Below are 19,447 nucleotides of genomic sequence, written 5' to 3'. Positions count from 1 at the left end.
AGAGTATAACATAAAAAAAGTGATTTATCAACTATAAAATATGATAAAAAATATAAAATATTAAAAAAAACATAAAAAAAGATAAAAAATTACTTGACATATTATGTAAACTATATTATAATAGAAACATAGAAAGGAGGTGCAAGCAATGAAAAATATAAAAGAAGGGAGGGAAAAAAAGATATGGATTTAGAAAAAATTTGTGCTATCATATGTGCAGTATTCGCAGTACTAAGCTACATAGATAGCGACAAAAAATAATCATATAAGGCTAAGAGGGTAAAACCTCTTAGCATCTAAATCCATTATAACATAATATGAACAAAAAGCAAATATATATTTTTTCATTGACAGCAACAGCATTTGTACTTTATATGTTGTACAAAATGACAACAGCATTTGTATTTTTAGTTTTGCTGGTGTTAGTGACAATAATAGAAACATTTGTATTTTTTAAAAAAACAATATATAAAACAAAAACTTAGAATAAAAAATGAATATTGAAAAAAGCGTCTATATGGCGCTTTTTTTAGTAGAAAAAATAAAGAAAGGAGGGAGCAAATTTGAGTACATTTATGGATTTTGCCATAGGATTATCATTGGTAAATGGTATTAGTGGACAAATCAATCAGATTGTAGGAGATTTTAAACGCTTAGATGGCGTAACAGATGAAGTGATGAAACAGCTTTCTGAGTTTAAAAATATCAGTATTGTAGGTGGTTTATTGGCTGGTGCAGGAGTAAAAGGATTGCAAGCAACGGCGGATATATTGGGAGATTGTATTAGTGAAGCAGAAAAATTACAGAGCACCTCTTTAAATTTAGAAATAAAAACATTTGGTACAGATTTATTAGACCAGACAAAATTGCCTCAAATAAAAGCAGAAATGGAAGCATTAGACGGCAAAGCAATGGATATTTCGTTAAACACTGTATTTAATGCACAAGAAATTGAACAAAGTATGATAAGTATGGTAAAAGGTGGAATGTCTAAAGAAATGGTAGAGGGATATGGAGCAGAAGCAAATGCGAATTTTGCACAAATAAATGGTGTGAAAGCCACTTCTACAGCAGATGCCACTGTAAAATTTGCAGCAGGATTTCAATTAGAAGAAGGTCAAATAAAAGATAGTTTGGATTTGATAACAAAATATGCAGATGCTTCTATTTCTGACGCTTTGGCAATACAACAAAATATAGGAAATACAGCAGGAAGTGCTATGAGTGTATGGAAAAATAGAGATAATATGGACATTGCAGAGGAAACCATACAGCTTGTTGCTGCAACAAAATATACCGCTGGAGATGAAGCAAGTGCAGCAACTTATGTTAGAAATTTCCTTGACCAAGCAGCAAAAACATCATTTACAGACCCTCAAATAGAAATGATGGAAAAAGCAGGCTGGTTATTAGAAGGAGATAGAAGTATATTTATTGATTATAATACAGGAATGTTAAAAAGTGCAGCAGAAATAGAGAAAATATTAGAAGATACTGCAGAAAGTATGCAGGCTGTAGATTTTAATAACTTAGTAGATACTTTTTTTGGAGATAGAGGAAAGAAAACAGCACAAGCATTGGCACAAAAAGGCGGTGCAACAGATTTAGCGGTGTTGAAGGCAGGAGCAGGCAAACAATTAGGGATTGATGAACAGGTAGCAATGCAAATGGAAACCGCAGCAGCACAAGCAGGAATATTTCAAGAAGCAGTTAGTACATTAAAAGCAACAATAGGAAAACCGTTTTTAGAGCCTTTTGCAAAAACATTGCAAAATGTTGTTAATCCAGCATTAAAAACTGCTACTGACTTTTTTAAAACACACCCAGAAGTTGCAAAATATATGGCAATGATAGTGGCAGGTGGTTCTGCATTTTTGATTTTGGCAGGAAGTATTATGATGGTGATAGGATTGGTGGGAAGTTTTAAATTGATATGGGCAAAGGCTGGAGCACAGATAATAGCACATTTTGTGCCGATATTGTCCACATTAGGAGTAGTAACCGCAGTCATTGTAGTCATAGCAGGGCTTGCATTTGTAGTATATAAAAATTGGAATACATTAAAACCAAAATTTGCAAGTATTTTAAATCATATAGTACAAATATTTGGTGCTATGAAAGGAATATTTATTCGCTTTGCTCAAATTGTGTCTCCTGTTATAACAACAGTATTTCAACTTTTTGAAAAAGGGATATTGATGATATTAAATACTGTATTGCCAGCAATAGATGGTGCATTGATGATATTAGCAGGAATATTAAATATGAATGTAGCAGGAGCGTTTCAAAATGCTTGGAATAACTGTAACACACTTGGAAAAATATTACTTGCAGTTCTTTTGCCTACAATAGCGATATTAACAGGAAAATTTGCCATTATGACAGCGACAATGCTAGTAAATGCGACACAAACACTTGTAGTTTCTGCTGCTATGACAATTTATAAAGGAGTAATTATTGCAGTTTCTATTGCCACAAAAATATGGAGTGTTGCACAAGGAATATTAAATGCCATAATGACAGCAAATCCTATAGGAATTGTTATTGTAGCGATTGGGGCATTAATAGCAGTAGTAGCGGTAATAATAACACATTTTAAAGAGTTTACAGAATGGGTGCAAAAAGGCTGGGACAAATTAAAAAACTTTTTGGGATTTAAAAGAGAACACAAAGACGAATTAGAAGCACCTATTCAAGTGGGAGTAGAGCAAACAGAACAAATAAACAAAGTGACAAATATTAGTACTATAGCAGATACTTCAGCAATGAATGATATTACAAAATATGGTGCTGATACGGGTGGCATAATCAATCCTGAAATTACTGTCAGTCCTAGTTACCAAATAGATTACAGCAATACAGAAGAAATAGAACAAATACTGAAAAATACAGGTATAGAAGGTATAGAACTCAATCCAGAAATGCTTATCAATCCTAACTATGAAACGGATTTAAGTGGTATGGAAAATGTAAAAGAGCAATTAAAGGGAATAGAAGGGACATTTGATTTTCAAAATGTGAATTGTGCTATGCCAGATATGACGGGAAATTTGGAAGAAATGACAAATGTAATGCAGATAGGTGGAACAGATGCAGGAAATGCTTTTGCAGATGCACTGCAAGGTACAAGCGAAACGATAGCAGCAGCAGTACAAAGCATTAATAATATTATTCAAAATACACTTATCAAAAAAGAAGATATGTTTTTATGGGGCGGTAATTTAATGCAAAGCTTTATCAATGGTATGAATAGCCAAAAAGGTGCATTGATGATGGCAGCTTCTTCACTTGCAACAGTCATTGGAGATTATTTGAAAGTGCAATCTCCTAGCAGAAAGGGAGAATTAAAAACAAACCATTTGTGGGGAGGAAATTTGATACAAAGTTTTGCAGATGGTATGAAAGACAAAAAGGGAATATTGAAAGATACCACAGCGTTTATTGCCGCACAAACAGGTGCGTTAAATGGTATTGAAATAGAAAATTGGAGAAAAAAAGACGAGAAATTTTTTATTAAAAATAGAGCAGAAAAAACAGAAGAAAACCAAAAAGAACAAAGACCAATTTATATTGTGATACAGGGAGCAGAAAAAAGAGAAAATGAAATCGCAAAAGAAGTAGCAAGGGAATTGGACAAAAGAGGATATGGTAAAAAGAAAAGAGAAAAAAGCCCATCGCTTACGATGAGCCCTTACGGATTTATGGGAGGATATTAAAACCTTTTTGTGGACGCTGTCCACACCTGCAAACTTTTTTGAAAAAAAAGTTTGACAAAAAACTTTACTGGAAAAACTAGCGTTTTTCCTTATAAAATCAATGTTTTTTGATAAGTTGAGAAAGAAGGAAATATTATGCAGATAATGTTAGGTAATATGGTGCTTCGGACAACAGAAAAACCAGACAGTGTACAGCACGGTGGTGGGCAAATGCTTGCAATCAATACTTTTCCAGGTGGAAATGTCAGTATACAAAATTTTGGTTCTACTTATAGAGAAATTAGTTGGGAAGGTTGGTTCGAAGGTACTGACGCACTGGAAAGAATGGTTCAAATAGGAAATATGAGACAAAAGGGAGAACCGATTGATTTTGTAACAGAGGCATACACACAAAAAGTTGTGATACAGGAATTTCAGCCAGAACACAGAACCAATTTTTTTATCCCCTTTAGTATTACACTGCAAAGAGTGGTACAGATAACAAAGCAAGTGCCTAAAGAAGCAGTAGACAAAACAGCAGAAGATATAAAAACAGAACAACAAAAAGAAAAACAAAATACAGAAAGTAAAAACTATACTGTAAAAGCAGGAGATACCCTTTCTAAAATAGCAAAAAATCAATATGGCAATGCAAATGAATGGGATAAAATTTATCAAGCAAATAAAGAAAAATTGACAAGTCCACATAAAATACAGATAGGACAGGAGTTGATATTACCTTGAGTGAGGAATGTAAAAAATATGAATTACTCCCCTCTCCTATTACAGTAAATGGCTGTACTGCTTATAAAATAAAGGCATTGCAAAGTTTTGGAAATGTGGTAAAGGGACAAACAGGCGGAGCAGTAAGCAGTGAAGCAAATTTGTCACATTTGGGCTGTTGTTGGATATATGATAGTGCTGCAGCAGTAGGAAATGCAAAGGTATACGGCAATGCAAAAATATATGATAATGCAGTAATAGCAGAAAATGCAGAAATTTATGATTGTGCCAAAATAGGAGGAAATAGCGTAGTAAAGGGAAATGCTCAAGTGTATGATTGTGCTAGAGTATTAGAAAATGCAGTGATAGATGGTAATAGTAAAATACGTGGATTGATGAGAGTTTACGGAGATAGTAAAGTGAACGAAGAAAACTGGGAATAAAAAAGTAGGGGCAATAATGCCCCTGAAATTTATAATTGAGTATTTAAAAAATCAATTCTTTGTTGTATGAGTTGCTGCAATTCTTTTAAATCTTCTGATGTAGCATGATTTTTTATAAAACTTCTTGCAACAGAACGACTATGCAAATATTTTGCTTTTTCTTTATTTTTTTGCTGCCACCTTTTGTTTGCTTCTGTTTGTGGATTTATTTGTTTTGTTTCTGTTTGCATTACACTCAACTCCTTTTATGATTAACTATTTAGATAATATAAGGTATAAACCATAAAGAACAACAATTAATTTAGCAACTTCAAAAGCAAGTTCTAAAAGTGCAATGATAAGATTTTTTATACTTTTTGTCATTGTATTTAGGGTAGATATATGGTATAGTATGTTAGTAGGTGGGAGAGTTTTCTCTCCCTTGAATACTAGAATATACTTTCTATAACCATTTTTATAACGGCTATGAGAGTACTAACTTCTAACATGAGCTCAATAAGTGCTGATACCACTTTTCTGAGCTCTTTTATTTTGCCTACTAATTTATCCACCCTTTTCTCCTCCTTTCTTTGTTATTATTTTTGCTGTTTGTTTGACCTCCTTTCTGATATTATTATACTATGAATAGTATATATTGTCAATATAAAAATGTAAAAATTTATAAAAAAATGAAAAATATAGTAAAAATTTAGTGAGGATTAGGTGGAGATGTAAAAATGTTTCAAGGAATAAACAGGGGTAATTTTAGAGCTTTTGGAAAGCCTATTGTTAATATTACTGTGAATGATAAAAAAATGAAAGACTGGATTTCATTTCAAGTAAATTGGAATGGTATGGGTGAGATTGACGATTTTGAAGTAGAGTTTCAATGGGACATTAGTGACAAACCAAGACACGAATTTTTTTATAGTGGTTCAAAACAATCTTCTGTAGTGGTAAAAGGAAAAGTAGTTGTAAAAATAGAAGCTGGATTTGAAGGAGAAGAAATTGTTCCACTCATAGAGGGGGAAATGGACTATCCAGAATGGGACTTTTCAGACGGAGAAAGTGTCAAAATAGTAGGTAGAAGTTATGCAGCAAAGCCTTATGATTTTGTAGAAACGGTAAAGTATCAAAATATGACAGCAACAGAAGCGTTTCAAAAAATATGCCAAAAACATGGATTGACACCTATTGCACCCGTTGCGACAAAGGATATGATAGGAGAATATGTCAATGATGACCATACAAGTGTTGCAGAAGAAATGAGTCACTGGGATTATGTGCTATATTTGGCAGAACAAGAAGGATTTATTAGTAGAATAAAAGGAAAAGAGTGGTATCTTTGTCCTTTAAATGAATTAGAGGAGTATCAAAAAGAACCTTTAGCTTTTTCTTATGGGCATAACATTAGAAATTTAAAAATGAAAAAAGCACCCAATGAAGCAAGAAATTTTGTAGTAGAGGTAGTTTCATGGCAATCTGGACAGAAAAAGAAAAAAGGCAATAAAATAGTAGAAAAAGCAGTGATAGGAAATGCAGAGGCAGACAATGTTTATACCATTAGAAGAAATGTTCCTAATATTACAAGAGCACAAGCACAAAAACACTTAAAAAATATATGCAGTGAATTGACAAAACAACAGTTTAGTGGAAGTTTTGAAACAGATTTTTTTCAGGAATTGACACAAGACAGAAGAATTGTGTTGTATGGTGTAGGTATGGAATTAAGTCAGATTTATCATGTAGAAAGTGTAACAATTAGTGGGGATAAAGAGAGCGGTATAGAATGTAGTATTAAATTTACCAATGACATTAGTAAATAACAATAAGGAAGTGCAGGCAATGAACAAAACAGATTATACAGAAACAGTAAAATTGATACAAAAAATGGCTGGAATGAGTGCTTTTGTATATGCTACAGTAACTGCTTTTCAAAGAGATAACAGAACCATAAAAGCAGAAATACAACCAAGTGGTATTGAAACAGGCTGGTGCAGATGTTTGCAGGGAGCGTTTGCTGATAAAGTAGGACTTGAGGTATTGTTGGGGAGAATTGCTGACGGAAAAACACAGAGATATGTTGTTTTAGGAATATTGGAATAACTTACTTTCTTGAAAGAAAGTAAGCAAAGAACTTTTGTGCAAAACTTCGTTTTGCTGTAAGCAAATTGAAAGAAGGGATAATATTGCAGGATATATTGGTAGTAAATGGGGAAGTGATTTGGACAGGTGACGATATTTTTGTTGCAGAAGGTGAAGACGCCATTGATCAACAGGCTTATTTGAGGGCTACTTGTGATTTAGGAGAAAGTATATTTTATGATGGTTATGGTTCTAGACTTTTTGAGTATTTGGGAAAACCAGATACACAAACAAATAAGGCATTGATAGAAGCAGAATGTAGAGAAGTGTTGAGAAAAACAGAAGGAATTTCAAATGTAGAAAGTGTTGCTTTTGAGTGGGTGAAAATAGAAGGAGAAAAAAAGCCTAGTTTAAGAGCAAAATATTGTTATGAAAATACAGATAATAAAGTAGAAACTGTTTTTAAATTTGCTGTATAGGGGGAATAGTATGTTTCCAACAAAAGACGAATTAACAGAAATATTAGTCAAAAATATTATGGGAGAAGGAAAAACATTTTCTGATTTGCAAGAAAGCTGGTTTACAAAACATTTGATAATTGCATTGAGAGAAACTATGTGGGTACTGCTATTGCTGATAAAAACAGTGTATGAAAATTTAACAGTGATTAGAGCAACTGGACAAAACTTAGATGATAAAGGTTATGATTTTGGAGTAGACAGAAAAGGAGCAGTAAAAGCAATACATAGTGTTACATTACATAAAGCAACTCCTGCAACAGTGGATACTTTTGTACCAGATGGATTTTTATTGACAACAACAGCAATAGGCAATAAACCGCCTATCAAATTTGAAGTAATTGCAGGACAACAAAAATATATTAAAACAGGAGAAAAAACAGTTTCAGATGTTTTGGTAGAGTGTAGCGAATATGGAGAAATGGGAAATGTGGCAGATAATGCAATTAATTTAATTGCACAAGCTGGATTTGATAGTGTAAGTAATTCTCATGTGTATTTAAAAGGGGTGGAAGTAGAAAAAGATGACAGCTACAGACAAAGAATATTAGAAAGAAAAAGAAGACCAGCAAGGGCAGGTGTTCCAGCAGATTGGGAAAGATGGGCATTGGAAGTAAAAGGCGTCACAAAAGCAAAGTGTTTTAGATGTGCAAGAGGGGCAGGAACAGCAGATGTTGTAATATGGGGAAGTAATGGAGAAGTACCAGAACAAGGGTTGATTACAGAATGTCAAAATTATTTGGAAAAAAACTATGTACCCGCTGATTTGTATAATGGGGGAATATTGGTAGTAGCACCAGAATTGATTACTGTTAATATTCAGATACAAAAAGCAGTGTTAAAAAAAGGTTATACGATAGAAATGGCAAAAGAAATATTACAAAAGGCATTTTTAGAATATTTTAAAAGTGAAAAAACGATTGAAATGGTTTCTGTAGTAGATTGCATTGTGTGCATCAGAACAGCTTATGATGAAAAGGATACAGAAAAAACAGCTATTATAGAGGATTTTGTGTTAAATAGTCCTTGCGAAAATATTGTATTAAATGCAAAACAATCCCCAGTAATAGGAAATTTGGAAGTGATAGAATATGAATGATTTTTTGGAATTTTTATATGCTCATATACCACATAGATGGCTGAATAAAAAAGCAAAGGGTACAAAAAAGCTGTTTGAGGGATTAGCAAAAAATGTGAACTATATTTATGACTTTGTAACAATGATTGATAGAAATAATCATACAACAAAAGCAGAAGAAATATTGACAGATTTGGAAAATGAATATGGTATTACGGTAAATCCTTCTTATGATTTGGAATTTAGAAGAGAAAGAATACTAGCTAAAATTCGTATGCAGGACAGCCCTATTACAGAAAGACAACTTGTTTCTATATTGGAAATGATGGGATTTTATGATATAGAAATAGTGCCAGATATCGGAAAATTTCAAATTGATATTTCTATAAAAGTTCCAGAAGAATATCGCTACAAAGTATATGAAATAAGACAAATTTTGGAAGAAAGTATTAGAGCACATATAGGAATTTATTGGAAAACAATTTCAGAATTATTTTTTGAAAATAATTATTGTTATATAGGTGGTGCAGTATTTAGACCGATAGCAGAAACCACACTAGCAGAAATAGAATACAACTATCAATTTAAAACAACAGTATATATAGGTGGCACATTTCAGAATATATTGGAAACGACATTGCCAGATTGGAATTTAAAACAAGTGCAGTAATGAATGTGGTGGCAGATTGGTGTGATATAGAACAAACAACATTGTCTGAAATGTAATTGAGGTAATTTTTTTCATACTTCGTATGAAAAACCGTTCGTATTTTGACATTACAGTTGCTCCTGTGTTACTTCGTCAACACTTGGTCGCAACTTTCATAAACGTCAAATATACTCACTAATTAAGAAAGGAGTGTTAAATATTGTCAAGGGGATTTATAATCACACAAGCAGGTAAAAAATTACTTGCAGAGTTGGTAATAACAGGAGAATTAAATATTACGAGGGTAATGGTGGGAAAGGGAGAATTGCAACAAGGATTTTGGCTGAAAGAATTTGGTGTGTTTGCCAAAGACGGAGAAAATGAAATATTGTTGTATTATGCTTCATTAGGAGAATATCCGCAATATATAGAAGCCTATGAAAATGGAAAAGTGAATATCAAAAAATATCCTGTAAGTATTTTGGTGACAGATGACATAAAAGTAAATATCGCATATGCTGCATTGGCATTTGTAACAGAACAAAGAATGAAAGAGTTTGTAGAAATAGAGGCTTTGCCTTATTTGGAAAGTGTTTTAGCAGAAAGTGAAAGTAGCATACTTTCAGAATTAGATAAAAAAGCGGATAAACAAACAGTACAACAAGCACTTGATACAAAGGCAGACGCTGAAATAATGCAGATAGCATTAGACCAAAAAGCCAATGCTCAAGAGGTGCAGATAGCGTTGGACAAAAAAGCAGACAAAGAAACCGTTACAGAGGAATTAACAAAAAAGGCAAATGCCGAAACAGTAGAACAAGCACTAAATCAAAAAGCAGACATTGAAACAATGCAGCAGGCATTAGACCAAAAAGCCAATGAAATGGAAATGCTTCAAAAGCTATCAGAAAAAGCGGACAAAGAAACTGTAATACAACAATTAGCAGTTAAGGCAGACAAAGAAGATGTAAAAACAGAACTAGATAAAAAAGTAGATAAGGAAGAAATAGAAGAACTATTACAGCAGCAAATAGATGGTGCTAATATTGCTTTGGAATTAGATAAAAAGGCAGATAAAGAAACTGTTGCGGAAGAACTAGCTAAAAAAGCTGACGCTGAAACCATGCAGGAGGAATTGAATAAAAAAGCCGACATGGAAACAATGCAGGTAGAATTAGACCAAAAAGCAGATAATGAAACCATGCAAGTAGAATTAGCAAAAAAAGCAGATAATGAAACCATGCAGGTAGCATTAGACCAAAAGGCAGATAATGAAACCATGCAAGAAGAATTGAACAAAAAAGCCGACACTGAAACCATTACAACAGAATTAGCAAAAAAGGCAAATGTGTCACATAGTCATAATTATGCAGGTAGCTCTTCTGCTGGTGGAGTAGCTAATTCAGCTACTAAATTAAATACTGCTAGAACAATAGACGGTGTACCATTTGATGGTAGTGCAAATATTGTGCATTTTGGAGTGTGTGAAACAGCAGCAGATGTTGCTGCAAAGGTAGTTACTGTTCCTAGTTTTTCCTATGTTGATGGTGCTCGCATTATGGTGTTGTTTACAAAAGGAACAACTTTAAAACAGAGTACAACTTTGAATGTAAATAACTTAGGTGCAAAAAATATTATTGGAGCATATAATAGGTGGCCATCAAATATTATTTTTGAACAGGGAAATATAGTTGAATTGGTATATTATAAAGGACTTTTTATCATTGTTACAGCAAATGCTATTAGTTTGGCAAATGCTAGAAGTATTAGAGTGAATTTAGCTAGTACAAGCAGTACAAATTTTGATGGCAGTGCAAATATAACACCAGGAGTTACTGGTACATTGCCTATTGCAAATGGTGGTACAGGTGCAACGACAGCAGAGAATGCGAGAACGAATTTGGGGGCTTTTTCTAGTTCAGGTGGTACGATAAGTGGTAATGTAATAATAAATGGTACAGTTGCAGAAGGTAATAGTAATACAGCTGCAACTGGTGACTACTCCCATGCGGAAGGTTATGCTACAAAGGCAAATGGAAATTATTCTCATACAGAAGGAGTTCATTCAACGGCAACTGGTTATAGTTCTCATGCAGAAGGTGGAAACACACTAGCAAGTGGTTCTCAATCTCATGCTGAAGGCTATAATACAATAGCAAATGGTACTTACTCTCATGTAGAAGGAAGTAGTTGCTATACTGATGGACGATATGGCGATCATGCTAGTGGTAGTGCTAGTGTTGCAGCTTCTAATGATACTGTATTGTTTGTTTTAAGTGCAACAGAAACTACAATTATATTGGATAATACAATGATATATGATGCTAATAATACATTAAGTAATATTTTAAAAAGATTTGCAGCAAATCAAGAAATATTGTTGTTGAACAGTTATTATGCAAATGGCAGTTTTATAAAAAAGAAAATAGTAAGTGTTGATATGACAAATTATAAAATAGTCATTGATTCGGCAGTGCCAACTTCTAATTTTGAGTGTAGTTTAATTATTAATCCAAGTGCAAAAAGTACTTCTCGTTATTATCCTTGTTATGCTGAAGGTACAAAATGTGTTAGCATTGGTAGTCATAGTTCTCATGCAGAAGGATATGAAACAAAAGCAACGGGTTCTTCTTCCCATACAGAAGGGTATAGAACTATAGCTAATAATTATTCCCACGCTGAAGGTTACCAAACAAAAGCTGAAGGCTATTATGCTCATGCAGAAGGATACTATACAACAGCTGTTGATTACTCTCATGCAGCTAATTATCATACAAAAGCAAGTGCACTTTATCAAACAGCAATAGGAAAATATAACAAAGAAAGCAAAGTAGAAACAGATAAGTTTATCATAGGAAATGGTACAAGCGATACCGCAAGAAGCAACTGTTTGAGAGTAACAAATACAAGTGGTGTATATTCCAACAGTACATTCAAATCCAGCGGTGCAGACTATGCAGAAATGTTTGAATGGCTAGATGGAAACACGGATAAAAAAGAAAGAACAGGATTATTTGTAACGCTAGAGAAAGATAAAATACGTGTAGCTACACCAGAAGATGATTACATATTAGGTATTGTTTCAGCTTGTCCATCTGTTTGTGGAGATGTACATGATGATACTTGGGCAAATATGCACTTAACAACTGTATTTGGAGAACCTGTATTAGAAGAAGTAGAAATTCCAGAAAGAACAGAAGAATTTATGACAAGAAATGAAGAGGGAGAAGAAGTAAAAGAAGTTATAGTAATAGAACAAGCACATACTGAAATAAGGCAAAAACTTAATACAGAATATGATAACACAAAAGAATATATACCACGTTCAGAGCGTACAGAATGGGACGCTGTAGGAATATTGGGCAAATTGGTTGCAATAGACGACGGCAGTTGTGAAGAAAATGGCTGGTGTAAAGTGGGAGAAGGCGGTATTGCTACCATATCAGAACAGAAAACACGTTTTAGAGTAATGAAAAGATTAGACCAAAACCACATTAAACTATTGATATTGTAAAGAGGTGATAATATGGAAAAGGAAGAATTAGAACAAAATCAAGGCATACAGCCGGGATTTATGATAACAGTAAAGGGCAGGAGATTGCTTGCGAAACTGGTAGCGGGAGAGCAGTTGGAGATTACGAGGGTAATGGTAGGGAGTGGAAATTTAGGAGAAGAAAGTCCTGCTTATTTTGATGACTTGATACAGCCAGTGGCACAAGCGACTTCTACAGAACCTGTTGCAGAAGATGGTGTTGTTTCATTTGTAGTAGAATATAGAAGTGACTTAAATGGGGGATTGCAAGAAGGATTTTGGATAAGTGAGTTTGGTGTGTTTGCCAGAGATGGAGAGGAAGAAATATTATTATATTATGCAACATTGGGAGATTTTCCACAGCATGTAATGGCTTATAAACAAAATGGTGCAATAGATGTCAGAAGGTATCCTGTAAGTATTGCAATATCTGATGAAGTAGAAGTAGTAATTGCTTATCCAACACTTTCTTTTATGACAGCAGAAGAAGTAAGAAGATTTTTGACTATCAATTTATTGCCAGAGTTTTTATTAGACATGGAAGATTTGATTAAAAAACACAATGAAGATGAAAATGCCCACCCTAAGTTAAAAACATTGTTAGATGCAGATTTAAAGGCAAGAATAGAAAGGCTTGAAAATGCACTGTTTTATGATATTAAAGAAAATCCATTTCTGGTAACATTTGAAACGTTGAATGGTATTACATTGACAAAAGGTGTGTGGAATAAAAATAAAAAACGTCTGGAGTGTTAAAAAAACAGGAGTAAAAACTCCTGTTTATTTTGTTTGTATTTTTGTCAAAAGAGCTTCTTGTAGTACTTGAGAAAAATTGATATTCATTGCTAATGCTCTTTCATTTAGCCAAGCAGGAATAGTCAATGTTTTTTTCACTGCTTTTGTATCTTTATATTGATTTATGTCACAAGTCACAAGTGTAGCAAAACTATCTGAACTATGTGATATAGAAGAAATATCAGATGGTTGTGCTAAAGTTAAATTTTGCTCTAACAATGTCAATAAATAGGCAGCTAATGCCTCTTGAGCATATTCCATAGTTTCATTTAAAGTATCACCATATGTTTGGCAACCTTCAAGGTCTGGAAATTCTACCCAATAGGAATTATTTTCTTTATGAAAAATAGCAGGATAAATAAATAACATAATGTACCTCCTTATATATATAAATGGGAGAGGGCTTATTTTAGCCCTGTCTCCTTTAATATTTTTTCCAGCAAGCCTATAGGAACATCTTTGTTGTGTACTGCAACGATTTGTATTTTGTCACCTTTTTGCATAACATGATGGCTTCCTCTTACTCGCTTTACTACCCAACCGTTTTTTTTGAGTAGTTTTAATAAATCTTTGTCCCTCATACCTCACCTCCAAGAGTATGTATTGATTATTACAAGTATATTATAACACGTGTTACACGTGCTGTCAATAAAATATTTAAAAGAAAATAAAATGCTAAAAAATTTAGAAAGAAGGTATAAATATGGCAAGTATAGGAACACCAACTGTAACAGGAGAAAGTAGTTATAGTGTTAGTTGTAGTGGTTTAGAGGATGGAAAAAATTATAGATTATATGGATTAAAAGCAGGACAAACTGTTTCAAATGGTTATTCTTCTTTTTCTGCAAATGCAACTGCAAGTGGTTCTGCTAAATTTAGTTGCTGGGTAAGTGAAGGAGATACTGTAGCTGTTATATCTAAATTAGTGCTTACAGATATGAATAAAAAGGTTTTAGCAGAAAGAAGCGTCAGTATGAGTTATACACCAGCTGTAACAGCACCTTCTACACCATCATCTATCAGCTATAGTACTTCTATCAATTCCTATAACTCTACCCGCATATCTTGGGGGAGTGTATCAGGAGCAACAAGTTATGTGTTAGAAAGAGCAATAAATGGTGGTTCATTTAGTCAAGTATATTCTGGGGCATCTACCAGTTATACGGATTATGGTTTGAACTCTAGCACAACAAGAGTTCAGTATAGAGTAAAAGCGGTAAATAGTGGAGGTAGTAGCAGTTATAAAACAGGTTCTAGTGCAACAGTATATTATAGTAAGCCAAATGTCGCACCAACAGTACCATCAAGTATTACTGTACCTGCTACTGTTTATGGAGGTAGAGCATTTACAGTAAGTTGGGGAAAATCTACAGATAGTGATGGGAATTTATCAGGGTATAAATTAGAAAAGTCAATCAATGGCGGAAGTACTTGGACACAAATATATCAAGGAAGTAGCACAAGTACATCTATAACACTTGCATTTGGAGAAGCCACACAAGTTATGTTTAGAGTAAGAGCCTATGATAGCAGTGGTGCTCACAGTGGATACAAAGCAAGCGGTACAAGCACTGTAGTAAATAATAAAGCTCCTACTGCACCGCAAAGTATTACCGTTCCACTGAATATTTATGGGGGAAAAACGGCAGTAGTGACTTGGACAGCAGCCACAGACAGCGATGGGAATTTATCAGGGTACATATTAGAACGTTCTGTAAATAGTGGTACTTACACACAAATTTACAAAGGTGCGAATAAAAGTTATAGTGATAGCATTACAAAAGGCTGGAATACAGTACAATATAGGGTTTGTGCTTATGATAGCTATAATGAAAAAGGTGCTTACAAAACAGCACAAGTTAGAAATATTATAAACAATGAACTGCCAGTGATTACCACAAACAGTACAAACTTAGGATTAAAAACAGGTGCTTTTTCTTTTAATTACACTGTTTCAGACCAAGAAAGCAACAAATTAACTGTAGTAGAAAAAATAAATGGTGTACAGAAAAAGAGTTTTACAGCAACTTCTGGTGCAACATATACATTTCAGATAACACAACAAGAGTTTATTTGTATATTAAATGGTACAAATACACTTTCTATTACAGCAACAGATACAGATGGTGGTGTTACAACAAAAAATGTTACATTTCAAAAACAGGAAAATGAAATTGCTTTTACATTAAAAACACCTTTTGAAACAGATGCTGCTGCAAGCGTAGGTATTATGAATGTGGTTAGGCAGATACCAGAAGGAGCAGATTTTGTAATAGAGGCTTGCAATAATGCCTATGATACTAGCCCTACATGGGAAGATGTAACACGATTTGTAAAAGAAGGCAGAAATTTTATATTGTTAAATGAACAAAAAACCGCTTCAAAGTGGGGATTTAGTTTTAAAGTGACAGTGAGAAGAAATACGGCAACAGGTGAAATTTATATCAGTTCTGTAGGAGGGAATTTTAAATGATAGAGTGGAGAAAAGATAGCATATTAGAAGCAAAAGAAAGGGACAGAAAAAAGAAAGAAACGGAGAATGTAGTAGAAACACTTTTACAACTAGAACAACAAGCACAACAAGAAAGACAAATGTTAGCACAACAAATGGCAGATTTGGAATTAGCTATGTTAGAAGGAGGAAATACAAATGTTTGAGATATTAAAACAAAGATATAAAAAGAATTTTGTGAGAAAAGACCAGTTACAGAAATATGTAATATTGGGGAAAATTACACAAGAACAGTATTTTGATATTACAGGGGAAAAACAAAAATCAGAACAAACTGAAGAAGAATTTTAAAAGAGTTTTAAAAAGCATTAAAACGTTTTTTAACTCTTTTTTTGTTGAGATTTTTTGATACTTAGATTTTTTTAGTATAAAGGGAGAAGGGGGGAATAGTATGGAATGGGAAATCGTAACAGTAATGATTGCATTATTAGGGCTGATTGCTACAGTCACAAAGCCTATTATGAATTTGACAAACACCATTACAAAATTAAATGATACTTGTGAGCATTTGGAGTCAAAAATGGAGAAATTCGAAAATCACAATCATGATAGCCATGTAAGACTGTGGAACCATAATAATGAGCAAGACGAACAGTTAGCAGACCACGAGAATAGAATAAGTATATTAGAAGAAAGGAAGGTATAGCATGAGAATTAACTGGAAAGTAAGACTAAAAAATCCTTATTTTTGGTTTGGATTGGTGGCTATAGTGCTGGCAGCGGTTGGTGCAAAACCAGAAATGTTTACAAGCTGGGAGATATTGATAACACAAGTGAAAAACCTTTTAAGTAATCCTTTTGCACTAGGTTGTGTAGTTGTGGCAGTTGTAGGCTATGTCAATGACCCTACTACAGAAGGCATTACAGATAGTAAACAGGCATTGACTTATCAGAAGCCTAAAAAGGATTAAATATCATCAAAATATGAGGTATTACAAATGATTTAATATACAAAAAGGGGATTATATGAGTAAAGAACAAAAGAAAATAACATTTATTGACTTATTTTGTGGCATTGGTGGTTTTCGCTTAGGCATGGAAAAAGCAGGACATATTTGTTTGGGACATTGTGAGATAGATAAATTTGCTAAAAAAAGTTATACAGCAATGCACAATATAAAAGAAGGAGAATGGTATGCAGAAGATATTACAAAAGTCAGAGCAGAAGAAATGCCAAAAGTCGACTGTTGGTGCTTTGGATTTCCCTGCCAAAATATCAGTGTTGCAGGAGCAAAAGAAGGACTGCAAGGAGAACAATCTGTATTGTTCTTTGAAGTTATCAGACTTCTTAAACAAACAGAAAAAGAAAATAGACCTGAATGGTTGTTCATTGAAAATGTTAGAAATTTGTTGTCAATCGAAAAAGGATTTGATTTTGCAAGGATACTCATTGCATTGGACAAAGTTGGGTATGATGCAGAATGGCAAGTGCTTGACAGTGCCAATTTTGGAGTACCACAACATAGAGAAAGGCTCTATATTATCGGACATATTAGAGGAAAATTTAATATAAAAATATTTCCTATCCCTCCAAAAACGCAATCAGAAAGCATAAAACAAATAGGTTATAGAATATTTGATAAAAGCGGTATTAGTCCAACTGTTATGACACACGGCGGTGGAAAATATAACATAAAAGTGCTGAATGAAAAAGAGAAAACAGTTAGACGCTTAACACCAAAAGAATGTTTTAGATTGCAAGGTTTTCCAGATAGTTATTTTGAAAAAGCAAAAGCGGTAAATTCAAATTTTCAACTTTATAAACAAGCTGAAAATAGTGTAACTGTAAATGTGATATATGAAATTGCAAAAAAGCTAAAAAAGGAGTGAGTGTATGAAAATAAAACAAATTTTAGCACATCAAAGCAACTACAATAAAGGTAGAAAACAGCCTATACAGTACATCGTAGTACATTATACGGCGAATAATGGTGATAAGGCAGAAGGCAATGGCAATTATTTTGCTCAACCAAATAGAAATGCTTCTGCACATTATTTTGTAGATGAAAATGAAGTTGTACAAAGTGTAAAAGATACTGATACAGCTTGGCATTGTGGGGCGAAAAGTTATAAACACCTAAAATGCAGAAATGACAATAGCATAGGTGTTGAAATGTGTAGCGAAAAAGACCAAAACGAACAATACTACATAAACCAAGAAACACAAAATACAACGATTAAACTAATAAAGGTGCTTATGGAAAAGTATAACATACCTATAGAAAATGTAATTAGGCACTATGATGTCACTGGAAAAATTTGTCCAGAACCTTTTGTTAGAAATCAAGTGCAATGGCTGAATTTTAAACAAAGGCTAATGGGAAATGATGGGAAGAAGGAAAAAGAGATGATTTACAATACAATAGAGGAAGTTCCAAAATGGGCAAAGCCTACAATAGAAAAATTAGTTAAAAAAAAGGCTTTAGTAGGTAATGAAAAAGGAGAATTAATGCTAACATATACAATGTTAAGAATATATGTTTCTCATGACAGTTTGGGATTATATGACAGATGAGGAGGTAAACCCCTTCTTTTTTTATGTTAGGAGGTTGTTTTTTTATGGATAGTTTTATACCTTGGATGGGTGGTAAAAAATTACTTCGAAAAAAAATTACAGAAATATTTCCCCAAAATATAGACAGATATGTTGAAGTGTTCGGCGGTGCTGGATGGGTGTTGTTTTATAAAGAAAAATATGCAGAACAAGAGATATACAATGATGTTAATGGAGAGTTAGTCAATTTGTTTAAATGCGTAAAGTATCATTTTAATGCCATTATAGAGCAATTACAATTTATATTAAATGCAAGAGAAATGTTTGATGCTTTTGAGCAAAATAAAAATAGAACAGATTTGACAGATATTCAAAGAGCAGCAATATTTTATTATATGATTAGAACATCTTATGGTGCAAGTTTAAAACAATATGGTGCAAATTACAGAAGTCCTTATTTGCTTTTGCAGAATATAGAAGCAATTTCGAAAAGATTAGCAAGGGTAGTAATAGAAAATAAGGATTTTAAATACATATTGCAAAGATATGATAAACAAGGAACATTGTTTTATTGTGACCCACCTTATTACAAAACAGAAAAAGTATATGATATGAGTAGTTGCAGTTTTGGAAAGGAGCAGCATATACTATTAAGGGATATGCTTAAAAACATAAAAGGTAAATTTGTACTTAGCTATAATGATGATGATTTTATAAGAAATTTGTATCAAGATTTTGACATACAAGAGGTAGAAAGAAGTAGTAATTTATCTCTTAATGATGGTAAAAAAGGAATGTATAAAGAATTGATTATAAAAAATTTTTAAATATTTCTGATTAAAAAGTATAGTTATAAGAATATAAAAAATCATTTTTAACTACTCTTTAACTGCCTTTTAACTAGCGTTAAATTAGTGTTTCATTAATTTTTTAAAATTAAAAAC

The 19,447-nt window shown here is 33.1% G+C and carries 21 protein-coding genes; 18 read left to right on the top strand and 3 right to left on the bottom strand.

Annotated features, from left to right (window positions below; translation table 11 throughout):
• Nucleotides 1–563: 563 nt before the first annotated feature.
• The 3 genes from C820_RS13280 to C820_RS13270 all read left to right on the top strand — a co-directional run bounded on the left by C820_RS13280 (nt 564) and on the right by C820_RS13270 (nt 4,861).
• Nucleotides 564–3,716 (top strand): phage tail tape measure protein, encoded by a 3,153-nt coding sequence (locus tag C820_RS13280; protein ID WP_004036899.1) that lies wholly within the window; start codon nt 564–566, stop codon nt 3,714–3,716.
• 135 nt (nt 3,717–3,851) lie between these two features.
• Nucleotides 3,852–4,439, top strand: coding sequence for a LysM peptidoglycan-binding domain-containing protein (locus C820_RS13275; protein ID WP_004036900.1), 588 nt, complete (start codon nt 3,852–3,854; stop codon nt 4,437–4,439).
• Nucleotides 4,436–4,861: a hypothetical protein gene (locus tag C820_RS13270; RefSeq protein ID WP_004036902.1), complete on the top strand. Its 426-nt coding sequence runs from the start codon at nt 4,436–4,438 to the stop codon at nt 4,859–4,861. Before C820_RS13275 ends, C820_RS13270 begins: the two co-directional genes overlap by 4 nt.
• A gap of 29 nt (nt 4,862–4,890) precedes the next feature.
• Here the strand turns inward: C820_RS13270 and C820_RS13265 are convergent, their stop codons facing one another.
• Nucleotides 4,891–5,091: a hypothetical protein gene (locus C820_RS13265; protein ID WP_004036903.1), complete on the bottom strand. Its 201-nt coding sequence runs from the start codon at nt 5,089–5,091 to the stop codon at nt 4,891–4,893.
• Nucleotides 5,092–5,577: 486 nt separating this feature from the next.
• Between C820_RS13265 and C820_RS13260 the strand changes: the two genes are divergently transcribed.
• From C820_RS13260 to C820_RS13230, 7 genes are all read left to right on the top strand, one after another.
• Nucleotides 5,578–6,666: a hypothetical protein gene (locus tag C820_RS13260; protein WP_004036905.1), complete on the top strand. Its 1,089-nt coding sequence runs from the start codon at nt 5,578–5,580 to the stop codon at nt 6,664–6,666.
• A 19-nt stretch (nt 6,667–6,685) separates the two neighbouring features.
• Entirely contained in the window at nt 6,686–6,946 is a 261-nt protein-coding gene (locus C820_RS13255) for a hypothetical protein (protein ID WP_004036908.1), read from the top strand.
• A gap of 83 nt (nt 6,947–7,029) precedes the next feature.
• Nucleotides 7,030–7,404, top strand: a complete 375-nt coding sequence (locus C820_RS13250) for a contractile injection system sheath initiator (RefSeq protein WP_004036909.1) — start codon at nt 7,030–7,032, stop codon at nt 7,402–7,404.
• 10 nt (nt 7,405–7,414) lie between these two features.
• Nucleotides 7,415–8,542 (top strand): baseplate J/gp47 family protein, encoded by a 1,128-nt coding sequence (locus tag C820_RS13245; RefSeq protein ID WP_004036910.1) that lies wholly within the window; start codon nt 7,415–7,417, stop codon nt 8,540–8,542.
• A complete protein-coding gene (locus tag C820_RS13240) occupies nt 8,535–9,191 on the top strand; it encodes a putative phage tail protein (RefSeq protein ID WP_004036911.1) in 657 nt (218 codons plus the stop codon). The genes C820_RS13245 and C820_RS13240 overlap by 8 nt, the downstream gene beginning before the upstream one ends.
• A 199-nt stretch (nt 9,192–9,390) precedes the next feature.
• Entirely contained in the window at nt 9,391–12,684 is a 3,294-nt protein-coding gene (locus tag C820_RS13235) for a peptidase G2 autoproteolytic cleavage domain-containing protein (protein WP_162213073.1), read from the top strand.
• 12 nt (nt 12,685–12,696) lie between these two features.
• Entirely contained in the window at nt 12,697–13,458 is a 762-nt protein-coding gene (locus tag C820_RS13230) for a phage tail protein (protein ID WP_251855596.1), read from the top strand.
• 24 nt (nt 13,459–13,482) lie between these two features.
• Here the strand turns inward: C820_RS13230 and C820_RS13225 are convergent, their stop codons facing one another.
• Together C820_RS13225 and C820_RS13220 are read right to left on the bottom strand one after the other, a co-directional pair.
• Nucleotides 13,483–13,866, bottom strand: coding sequence for a type II toxin-antitoxin system HicB family antitoxin (locus C820_RS13225; protein WP_004036914.1), 384 nt, complete (start codon nt 13,864–13,866; stop codon nt 13,483–13,485).
• A 35-nt stretch (nt 13,867–13,901) separates the two neighbouring features.
• Nucleotides 13,902–14,078 carry a type II toxin-antitoxin system HicA family toxin gene (locus C820_RS13220; protein ID WP_004036915.1) on the bottom strand — a complete coding sequence of 59 codons (177 nt, stop codon included), beginning with the start codon at nt 14,076–14,078 and terminating at the stop codon, nt 13,902–13,904.
• A gap of 122 nt (nt 14,079–14,200) precedes the next feature.
• On the opposite strand from C820_RS13220, the gene C820_RS13215 reads away from it, so the two are divergent.
• The 8 genes from C820_RS13215 to C820_RS13180 all read left to right on the top strand — a co-directional run bounded on the left by C820_RS13215 (nt 14,201) and on the right by C820_RS13180 (nt 19,330).
• The gene (locus tag C820_RS13215; RefSeq protein ID WP_004036916.1) at nt 14,201–15,970 is read left to right on the top strand and encodes a fibronectin type III domain-containing protein; all 1,770 of its coding nucleotides are present in this window, start codon (nt 14,201–14,203) and stop codon (nt 15,968–15,970) included.
• On the top strand, nt 15,967–16,155 hold the full coding sequence (locus tag C820_RS13210) for a hypothetical protein (protein WP_004034588.1): 189 nt from the start codon (nt 15,967–15,969) through the stop codon (nt 16,153–16,155). The genes C820_RS13215 and C820_RS13210 overlap by 4 nt, the downstream gene beginning before the upstream one ends.
• Nucleotides 16,148–16,300 (top strand): XkdX family protein, encoded by a 153-nt coding sequence (locus C820_RS13205; RefSeq protein WP_004034587.1) that lies wholly within the window; start codon nt 16,148–16,150, stop codon nt 16,298–16,300. Before C820_RS13210 ends, C820_RS13205 begins: the two co-directional genes overlap by 8 nt.
• A gap of 100 nt (nt 16,301–16,400) precedes the next feature.
• A complete protein-coding gene (locus C820_RS13200) occupies nt 16,401–16,655 on the top strand; it encodes a hypothetical protein (protein WP_004034586.1) in 255 nt (84 codons plus the stop codon).
• Between the two features lies 1 nt (nt 16,656).
• Nucleotides 16,657–16,920 (top strand): phage holin, encoded by a 264-nt coding sequence (locus tag C820_RS13195; protein WP_004036917.1) that lies wholly within the window; start codon nt 16,657–16,659, stop codon nt 16,918–16,920.
• 55 nt (nt 16,921–16,975) lie between these two features.
• Nucleotides 16,976–17,839, top strand: a complete 864-nt coding sequence (locus tag C820_RS13190; protein WP_004036918.1) for a DNA cytosine methyltransferase — start codon at nt 16,976–16,978, stop codon at nt 17,837–17,839.
• 4 nt (nt 17,840–17,843) lie between these two features.
• Entirely contained in the window at nt 17,844–18,524 is a 681-nt protein-coding gene (locus tag C820_RS13185; RefSeq protein WP_004036919.1) for a peptidoglycan recognition protein family protein, read from the top strand.
• Between the two features lie 44 nt (nt 18,525–18,568).
• Nucleotides 18,569–19,330 (top strand): DNA adenine methylase, encoded by a 762-nt coding sequence (locus C820_RS13180; protein ID WP_004036920.1) that lies wholly within the window; start codon nt 18,569–18,571, stop codon nt 19,328–19,330.
• The last annotated feature ends 117 nt before the right edge of the window (nt 19,331–19,447 follow it).

The sequence above is a fragment of the Clostridium sp. MD294 genome (assembly GCF_000364165.2).
In the GTDB taxonomy this organism is placed as follows: domain Bacteria; phylum Bacillota; class Clostridia; order Lachnospirales; family Anaerotignaceae; genus Coprocola.
Note: the sequence above shows the minus strand (reverse complement) of the source record. Positions and strands in the feature narration are given on the sequence as shown.